This is a genomic window from Cryomorphaceae bacterium, assembly GCA_007695365.1.
Lineage (GTDB): Bacteria > Bacteroidota > Bacteroidia > Flavobacteriales_D > SKUL01 > SKUL01.
In genome coordinates, this window is sequence record REDV01000062.1 from 1 (window position 1) to 9,414 (window position 9,414).

Annotated in this window: 5 protein-coding genes; 2 read left to right on the plus strand and 3 right to left on the minus strand. The window is 46.8% G+C overall.

The annotated features are described in order from the left end of the window. On the minus strand, window positions 1-4,834 hold a 4,834-nt coding region (locus tag EA392_04150; GenBank protein ID TVR40324.1), incomplete at its 3' end, for a hypothetical protein. Continuing rightward, window positions 4,827-5,042 carry a hypothetical protein gene (locus tag EA392_04155; protein ID TVR40325.1) on the minus strand — a complete coding sequence of 72 codons (216 nt, stop codon included), beginning with the start codon at window positions 5,040-5,042 and terminating at the stop codon, window positions 4,827-4,829. The genes EA392_04155 and EA392_04150, both read right to left, overlap by 8 nt. A 129-nt stretch (window positions 5,043-5,171) precedes the next feature. On the opposite strand from EA392_04155, the gene EA392_04160 reads away from it, so the two are divergent. Together EA392_04160 and EA392_04165 are read left to right on the plus strand one after the other, a co-directional pair. Beyond that, window positions 5,172-8,357, plus strand: a complete 3,186-nt coding sequence (locus tag EA392_04160; protein ID TVR40326.1) for a hypothetical protein — start codon at window positions 5,172-5,174, stop codon at window positions 8,355-8,357. A 6-nt stretch (window positions 8,358-8,363) separates the two neighbouring features. Continuing rightward, a complete protein-coding gene (locus EA392_04165; protein TVR40327.1) occupies window positions 8,364-9,131 on the plus strand; it encodes a DNA-binding response regulator in 768 nt (255 codons plus the stop codon). 114 nt (window positions 9,132-9,245) lie between these two features. Here EA392_04165 and EA392_04170 read toward each other — a convergent pair. Beyond that, a partial coding sequence (locus EA392_04170) for a T9SS C-terminal target domain-containing protein (protein ID TVR40328.1) occupies window positions 9,246-9,414 on the minus strand: 169 nt, incomplete at its 5' end.

The following is a 9,414-nucleotide window of genomic DNA, read 5'->3' on the forward strand; positions in this document are numbered from 1 at the left end:
TGGTACCTCCACCAATCTCAGCAATCTTCCACTCGTAGTCGAGTATTGACAATGCAGACATGGTTTGCGGTGAAGCACCGATGATGTCTTCCAGCTGGAATCCACTTTGGTTACAGGCATACAGCGGGTTGCTGGGGTTGTCTTGCACCTGTGCAACAGGGAAGGACTGAACGCCGATGAGGAAGTTACCTGTACCATCCAGAATGGTCGCTCCTGAGGCTGTACGTACACGCAAGATATAATCGCCAGCAGGGAGATCCAGCGCGATTGCAGGGAAAACGGCAACGCCACCCAAACACCCATCGCAGGCTGATCCTACGTCATTCAGTGCGGTACCTGCACAAAGTCCATCCCAGGATGTGTCACAGCAGAAAGGATCCAGCGCACAAACGGCTGCCTCACAGGTGGGGTCAGACGGAAATCCGGGGTTACCAGTACCTTGTGAAACTCCGCAATCGGTGCTTGGGTCTGGTGCAAAACACTCTACCAATGAACCACTACAGCCATCCCAAAGCTCAACAATGGCTCCGGAAAACCCGCCAAATGCATTCAGGTTGATGATATAGTGGTTGGTGGTAGCGGCATTAAAGCTGTAGAATACGTCTGCTCCACTGGTGCCTGAGCATGCTGGCAAACCTGAGCCAAAGGCACCGGTTAAAGTACCCAAGGTATTGCTGGTAGCTGGCCACGCAGCAACACTCAGTGTTTGGGCACTTGTACAATCATCGTTGGCAGGAGGAAGTACACAGCTTCCATCATCAATGGTAGCGGTTGGATCCCAGTTCACCGCATTGCTGTCGGTACATCCACATACATCGCCGGCAGCCGCAAAGAAGGTTTGATCACAAGCGCTGTCCCAGTCGTGGAGCACACTGATCTGTACATCCTCACCGATGGTAAAAGTGCCAATCACAATACCTGTTGTGCCTCCGGTAAACGAGCCAATAAAAGTAAATTGTGGAGCAAGACAGCCATCACACGCAGGCTCTGTTTCTGCAGAAGAAGCACATATACTATCCCACGCGCTGTCACAGCAGAAAGGATCATCTGCGCAAATGGCCGATTCACATGCGGGATCATTTGGGAAACCTGCAGAGCTCTGCCCCTCATTGCAAGCAGGAAGCCCCACAATCACATCATAGAATTGTGCATTGCCATCGGTTCCGATATCAAGCGCGAGTGTGAATACTCCGTTTTCACAATCGACAACGGAACTGGTTGCCAGCGCTGGGGCTGAGCACTGTGCTGCTGTGCATTCCTGGATTCCACATTGAATGGCTGCCATACTTGCACAAGAAACATCCCACTGATTTTCGCAGCAAAACACATCATTTGAGCAGACTTCAAACTCACAATCCGGGTATTGCGGACACCCGGGGCCAGACAGCGGATCATCGCAACAGCTTGTCGATACAAGGAAGCAACTGGTACACTGTAAAATGGTTTCGCGGCAAAGCGACTCCATACCGCAATCAGAGTCTGTGCTCAAATGCAGCTTGATGGTACCACTGAAATCTGCTGTCCAGATAATTGGCGTTGTGCCTTCTACCAAAATATTGTCATCTTCATCAGATAACACCAACCAGTCTGTACCGGTGGATGAACTGAATTGATAGGTCTCTCCGGAAACAACAGCTGTAATCGTATTGTACTCACCGGGAAATATGCAATTTGTGATTTCCAGCGGGGCATCATCAGTTGGAGCAACTGCATCTCCAAAGGCCGTGTTGTGAATACAGCCATCCGGTGTTGGACAGGAGGTGCAGGCCACAGTAGTTGTGCGACACAATCCCTCGGTTCCGCAATTGGCATTTGTACTGATATGTAACCGCACTGTACCACTATAAGTTGCCGTCCAGCTGATTGGTGTGGTTCCCTCTGTCAGCAGGTTATTTGCTTCGTCGGTCAGCAACAGCCAATCGGTGCTGACGGACGAGGTAAACTCATAGGTTTGTCCGGCAACAATATCATCGACTGTATTGTAATTTCCGGCAAATACACAGGTACTGATGTTCACCGGGAATGAATTGGTAGGTGCGGACACATTTCCAATATTAATCGAGTGCACACAACTTGCAAAAGCAAGGCATGTTGTACACTGAATGGTGATCTCCCGGCAATCAGTGTCGACACCGCATTCGGCATCTGTACTTAAATGCAACCTAACTGTGCCATTGAAAGTTGCCATCCAGGTGAGAGGTGTTGTGCCTTCTGCGAGCACATTGTTGGCATCGTCTGTTAAAACAAACCAATCGGTGGCGATGGAAGATGAGAAAATGTATGTCTTGTCGAGCGATACACCAAGCACGGTGAGGTAATTTTCGGGAAACACACAGTCGGGAACTAAAAAAGGTGTAGTATCGGCAGGCGCGAAAACAGATTCCTGTTCGTTTGGATGCAGGCAAGGTGGGCTATCACAGGAAGTACATGTAATTGTGGGTTGACGACAGCCTCCGCCGGTGTTACAATCGGAATCTTCGCTGATGTGCAGATGCACCGTACCGTTAAAAGTGGCTGTCCAGTTGATTGGAGTGGTTCCTTCTAACAGCACATTGTCTTCATCATCGGTAAGTACCAACCAATCGGTGGTTATGGATGAGGCAAATTCGTAGCTTTCACCAGAAACCACGCTATTGATTTCGATGTATCCACCAGTGTTTGCGCAAGTGGCAGCTACTACCGGAACATCATCGGTGGGTGCTGTGGCAAATCCGTTTACCAGCGAATATATACATGGCGCAGGCGGTGACTCAGAACCCTCGAATTTAACGAGGAAGGCATCGTTTAACCCTCCCCCAAACACATTCTGATGCCCGCCAGAAGCAATACCTGAAGTTGCCGGGGTATTGCCCACCAGGTAAACATTGTCTTCAGAATCAACAGAACACGAATGTCCAAAATCCCAATCTTCACCACCGTAATAGGTTGCCCAGTCCAGAACACCCGAATTGGTGAATTTGACCAAAATGCCATCATATCCACCATTATTGGAATTTTGAAATCCACCAAAAGCGATGTCGGTATTCGAGCTACTCCAACCTGAGAAATATATGTTTCCAAGACCATCAATAGCGCAACTACTTGCCTGATCGTCTCCACTTCCTCCGTAATAAGTAGCCCATTGGCGAACACCCATAGGGTCAAACTTCACTAATAGCGCGTCCCAGCTACCATTATTCACATTTTGATGTCCGCCGCTGGCCAGACCAGAGAACGTGGTTGAAGCTCCGGCCATAAAAACGTTTTGGTCGTTGTCGATTGCCACGTTAACACCTCTGTCCGTGCCTACTCCGCCGTAATACGTACCCCATTGCCGAGCACCTGATGCACTGAACTTTACCAAAAAGGCGTCCTCTGAGCCACCGCCATATGTATTCTGGTGTCCTCCATCTGAAATGGCAGAAGTTGACCCTGTGAATCCGGTCAAGTACACATTCCCCAATGCATCTGTACCACAGCCCATCCCTTGCTCCTCTCCACTTCCACCGTAGTATGTACCCCACTGCCGAACGCCCATAGCGTTGAATTTCACAAGAAATGCGTCTGTGGCACCGCCAAAAGAATTCTGATGACCGCCGGAAGCAATATTATCCGCGGAATTGGTCTCACCAGTCATGTACACACTGCCATCATTGGCTACCGCACAACCCACAGCAAAATCTTGCCCGGTTCCCCCATAATAAGTGGCCCATTGTAAAATTCCGGCTGAATTGAATTTAACCAACATTGCGTCAGCGTCACCGCCCAATGTGTTTTGATGACCACCGGATGCAATATTGTCAGAAGAATAAGTCCATCCTGCCACATAAACATTGTTATTGCCATCTGTAGCGCATTCCCAAACTCCATCGTCATTACTTCCACCGTAATAAGTGCCCCAGAGGCGTACGCCAGAAGAATTAAACTTTACCAAAAAGGCTGATTCAAAACCACCGATTGTTTCCTGATGACCTCCTGAGGCAATATTGTTGGAAGATGAGGTTCTTCCGGAGAGATATACATTGTCTTCGTTATCTACATCTGTAGCATATCCATTTTCAAAGCCGCCTCCCCCGTAATACGTGGCCCAAATCCTTGCGGGGTCTATCGTAAGGGTTTCATTGGGATTGTATTCCCCCAATTCGAATCGCACAATGTCCTCGTCGAGTATAAAATGAGTGGGGACTTCCCGCCCCTGCTGAAAACTTACAGGTGCCAGTTCTGTGAAACTGCCCAGCCGATTGCCGTGAATAAGGTTGCCCTCGTCATCGAGGTACAATTCTTCGTGATGGCTAAACTTCAGCTTAATCTGGTTTGGATCGGCCCCGGGGTGCACGATAAAGTCGTACTTCATCCCGCTTTCGCCGGTATACACCACCCAGTCGATACCCGGATACACATCGTGATAAGTGACCTGCTCAAAGTGGTGTACCTCCAATGCACCGGCATTGTAGTAATTAAAGTAGTCGGTGCTTTTGCCCTCTGTACTGATGGTGGCATTTGGGCTGGCACCTTCCAGCATCATATCCATGCGAAAGGTTTCTGTGCGTACCTGCTCATTCAGTTCCTTTATTTTCCTTGCAAAACCGTGTGTTTCGCCCCCGCGATTAGCCTGCAATTCAGCATATCCTTCGGGGTAATGTATCTGCTGAAACTGCCAGGCTATTCCGCCCTCCCCGAGCAGAAATATTTGGGTTGAGCCTCGATCCAGCATATAATTCACATAAGGTGCAGACTGGCCTTCCATGTCGAGCACCTGACCTTTGTTCTGAATAAAGTTGGTTGCATTGGGCGCGTTATCCGCCCATTGATTGGCATTTAATTCGTCAGAACTGAACTCTGAACTTTCAGACATCTTCGTTGAGGTAGTTTTGGCTGTTGTTGTACAGACCGAACCCGACAATACCAAAATACTGAACAACAGACCGGTAACTGCCGCTAACCTTATACAAAATACTTTCATTTTGATTGGTTTTAGTTTGAATGATTTTATTCACTGCAAGGTATGAGGCATGTTTCGCAGAGCCTTTACCAATTACAAAGTGAAACCCCTCAAATACCAATTGAGGCAAACTGAATCGTTTCCAATGTGTAGATTTGAAATCATGTAACCATTAAATAAGGTATAATACAAATCAATTCCATTTCAAGAAGAAGTCAACATTTATTACTCCACAGGCGCTCAAGCGACAATGACCAACAAAATCGTGAACTTGCATAAGCTGTCTTGTTACAGGTTAATCATCATGTATTTGACCTGTACAGCCCTTGTTTTGTACAGCTCTGGCGGTGGCTTTGCGCAGCGATATATGGAGTTTGAGCACCTCAGCTTTCAACAGGGTGTAGGATCTAACTGGATTTTTGACATTGCCGAAGACAACAAAGGGTTTGTGTGGTTTGCCGGATTTTCGGGACTCACCCGACATGATGGGCTCTTAAACAAACACTATACCCATCTTCCTTACGATTCATTGAGTCTGTCGAGCAACCATGTTTACAGATTGATGCCACTTGATGACGGCAGAATTATCTGCTCAACTATTGGTGGAGGGTTGAGCATTTACAATCCCACTCACGACAATTTCGAGCGCATTACACCCAATGCGCACCCCAACCTGCCTACCACATTTTTCACCACTGGTATTCGCCACCGCAACAACGACTTCCTTTATCTTGCAGGAAGACCACGAAGTATTCTCCGTTTCAACCCGCTTGACAGTTTACCTGACTTTAAAGAATTTCCGCTTGAAGCAGAAACTGAAAATGGGTATTTCAGGGAAAACAAAGCACGTAAGATTTTCGCCGATTTGCGCGATTCCCTGAAATACTGGATTGTAGGAAATTTCAGAATTTACAGTTTTGATGCGGGAAGCAATGTGCTGCAACTCGAAATGGAATTTGAGCAACTGGTAAATTCGAGCATTCACCATGAGTTGATTCTTTGCGTTTTGCCAATTGATGAGGATCACTTGCTGCTTAAACTGGACAAGCACGATTTCCACCGATACAATCTACGCACCAAGGAGATGGAGTTTCTTGCCGAAGATCCGGTAACACCCCCGGCCATAGCTGTTTCTATTTGCCCGTCGGCCAAAGGAGGCTATTGGATAGGTGGAAGCAACGGGCAGTTGTTTTTTGCTCAACCCGATTTTGATGAAATTACAGAAATTCACATTGAAAAAGCTGACATCAACCGATCCCATATTGAATGCATTTACGAAACGCATCATGGAGAATTGTATATCGGTACCAACGGTGCGGGTGTGCTGAAATACCACCCATCCAGCAATCGTTTTCGGGTTATCAGGCCTGAATTGGCAGTTGATATTGAAAACTCCACATCATTGAACGGGGCACCAGAGTTCATTTTCATCAGGGGAATGCTTCATCCGAAACTTCCGTTATACTACACCAACTCTTATAATTGGCCGGGGAAGCTGTTTTTGTTCGATCTGCTCACGGAGCGCATGACGTTCTTGAACACTACTTCAGATGTGGGGTCCATTGAACACGGGAATTTTGTACGCGGACCAAACAACCAGGTAGTGACCCACAACGGTGCCGAATTGTTTGAAACCGATGACAGCGGAAAAAATTTATTACCATTCAACTGGACCAATTACGGTGGAATCCCTCCTGAACTGCCCAACGATATTCGACAAATTAAATTTGCTGATGATGGCAGGCTCTTTATTGCCGGAAGAAACTTTGTTCATCTTATCAAACCAGACACTCAACATGCGAAATCAATAACCAAAGAATCCGATTTGTTCACCGAAATTTTTGCAGACATATTGTTTGAACAAAGCCGCGTCATATTGCTCATACAAGAAGCGGTTTTTGATTGGGACATCGACAACAACGAACTGATTGAATTACAATTTACCGGTGACTTCTCGCCGGAAATAAAGGCGATGCGCGGCTACTCGGAGACAAGCCACGGAACCTTTATCACTTCAGCGCTTCACGGTGTAATTCATGTTGAACGAAAATCGGATAACTTGCACGTGTTGCGCATATATTCTCAACCACAGGATATTGTGTCAAACAATATCTACACCTCCCAAATGGATTCCGAAGGATACATCTGGCTTTCTACAGATCTTGGTTTCGAGCGCTTCGATCCTGAAGGAAAGAGCCGGGCGCGTTTCGGTTACCGGCAAAATCTACCGCGATTGTATCGCGACAATCCGTTTTTCATCAATGACTCGGGAATGTTTGCCTCACACGGCTACCGCGACCTCGTTTACGGTAGAATCGAAGAATTACTTCACATCGACACCACGGGCAACCTTATTATTCACACTTTTGAAGCCGACGGCAAAAATGTCCTGGCTCAGGATTTACAGTTCAATAATGGAATTTCGCTGCAGCACAAACAGAATAATCTGATCATCGGCTGGAGTCATACCCAAAGTTCTTCATCCGATTTTTACCTGTCGGAATATATGCTTCGTGGATTCGATGTGGCCTATCAATCGGCCGATAACGAATACCGCGCCTACTACACGAATGTGCCACCGGGCGATTACCATTTTGAAATCAGCATCCGGTCGGCAATGGATGGCAGCGAGATTCATCACCTGAGTATGCCGGTTTCCATCGCTCCGCCATGGTGGGATACCGCAATTTTTAAACTGATGGTGGCTTTGGTTTTACTGCTGGTTGTATTCGGGTTTTTCAGGTTGCGGCTCAATGCGGTAAGGAAGGAACAAGCATTGGTTTCATCTTATAACCAGCAACTGGCAGAAATGGAAATGCAATTCCTTCGCGCTCAGATGAACCCTCATTTTATGTTCAACAGCTTGAATTCCATCAAGCATTTCATCCTGCTAAACAAGAAAGAAGAAGCTGTAGGGTATCTCACCAAGTTTGCACAACTTATCCGCTCCATTCTGCAATTTTCCAACCTGCCATTTATCACCCTGCGCGAGGAGCTTGCAACGCTCAAAACCTACGTTGAACTTGAGCAGGCGCGCTTTTCCGGGGGATTCGATTTTGAAATCAGTTCAGAAGCCGAATTGGATACAGACCAAATTGTGATACAACCGCTTATCCTTCAACCCTACGTTGAAAATGCCATTTGGCATGGGTTGATGCACAAAGAAAGCAATCGAAAACTGAACATTGTTTTATCGAAGGTAGAATCATTTTTGGTCTGCGAAATCATAGACAACGGTATTGGAAGAGAAAAATCAAAAAGTATCAGAAGCGATATCAGCACCAGAAAATCGATGGGTTTACCCATCTCTGAAAAGCGCATGAAATCTCAGGATGCAGAATCGAGCGTAGAGATTACCGACATATATGATGATGATGGTAAGGCGGCAGGCACCAAGGTCACCCTCCGTCTTCCATTCAAATACCGAAATGATTAACCCCTCATGGTCATGGAAAAACTTCGCACCATATTGATTGATGATGAAAAAACAAGCACCGAGGTATTCACCCTGGAATTGGGAATGTACTGCCCGCGCATTGAGGTAGTAGCGTCTTGCAACAGCGCGAAAGAGGGCCTCGAAAAAATTCGTGAACTAAAACCCGACCTGGTATTTCTTGATATTGAAATGCCGTGGATGAATGGTTTTGAATTGCTGCAAAGTCTCGATAAAATAGATTTTGAAGTAATCTTCGTTACTGCTTACGATGAATTTGCCATAAAGGCTTTTCGCTACAGCGCAGCCGATTACCTGCTCAAGCCGGTCAACAAAGAAGATCTTATTGCCGCGGTTGACGAAGTTTGGCAAAGGGTTGAGCGACGTGAAAAAAGTGATCAACTTGAAGTGCTTTTTTCAAATCTCAATTTTCTGCGCCACAACATTGCTAAAATTGCCCTCCCTACTTCCGACGGTGTGGAGTTTGTAAAAATTGAGGACATCCTTTACTGCGCTGCAGACGGGAGTTACACAACAGTCTATTTGGCCGATGGTCAAAAAATTTTACAATCCAAAACTCTAAAGCAGGTGACGCAAATGCTTGAAGATTGCAACTTTCTGAGGATTCACCAGAGCTACCTCATTAACCCTGCGCATTTGAAACGATACATCCGTGGCCAGGGAGGGATGGTCATGCTTGATAATGGCACCGAGCTACCCGTTTCAAGAAGCCAAAAAGACGAACTGGTAAGGCGCCTCAGCAGGAATGGCAAATAACCAGCAGCCCTGCCGAAGATAACGCAAAACCCCCGACGATCACTCGCCGGGGGTTTCTTTATTTGTTTCAACAAACGCTGACAGATCCTCTCCGGACGCTGTCAGGTTTGTGGATTACATCACAATCAGTCGCTCAGTGGCAAAGCGCTCACCATCCACAACGATGTGAACCATGTACATTCCTGTAGCGAGGTTCTTGTTGAAGTGAATCAGTCGGCTTACGCTGTCGCCCACGTGGCCAAATCCTTCATTCTGGATCAACTGTCCGTTGATGTCGTAAATC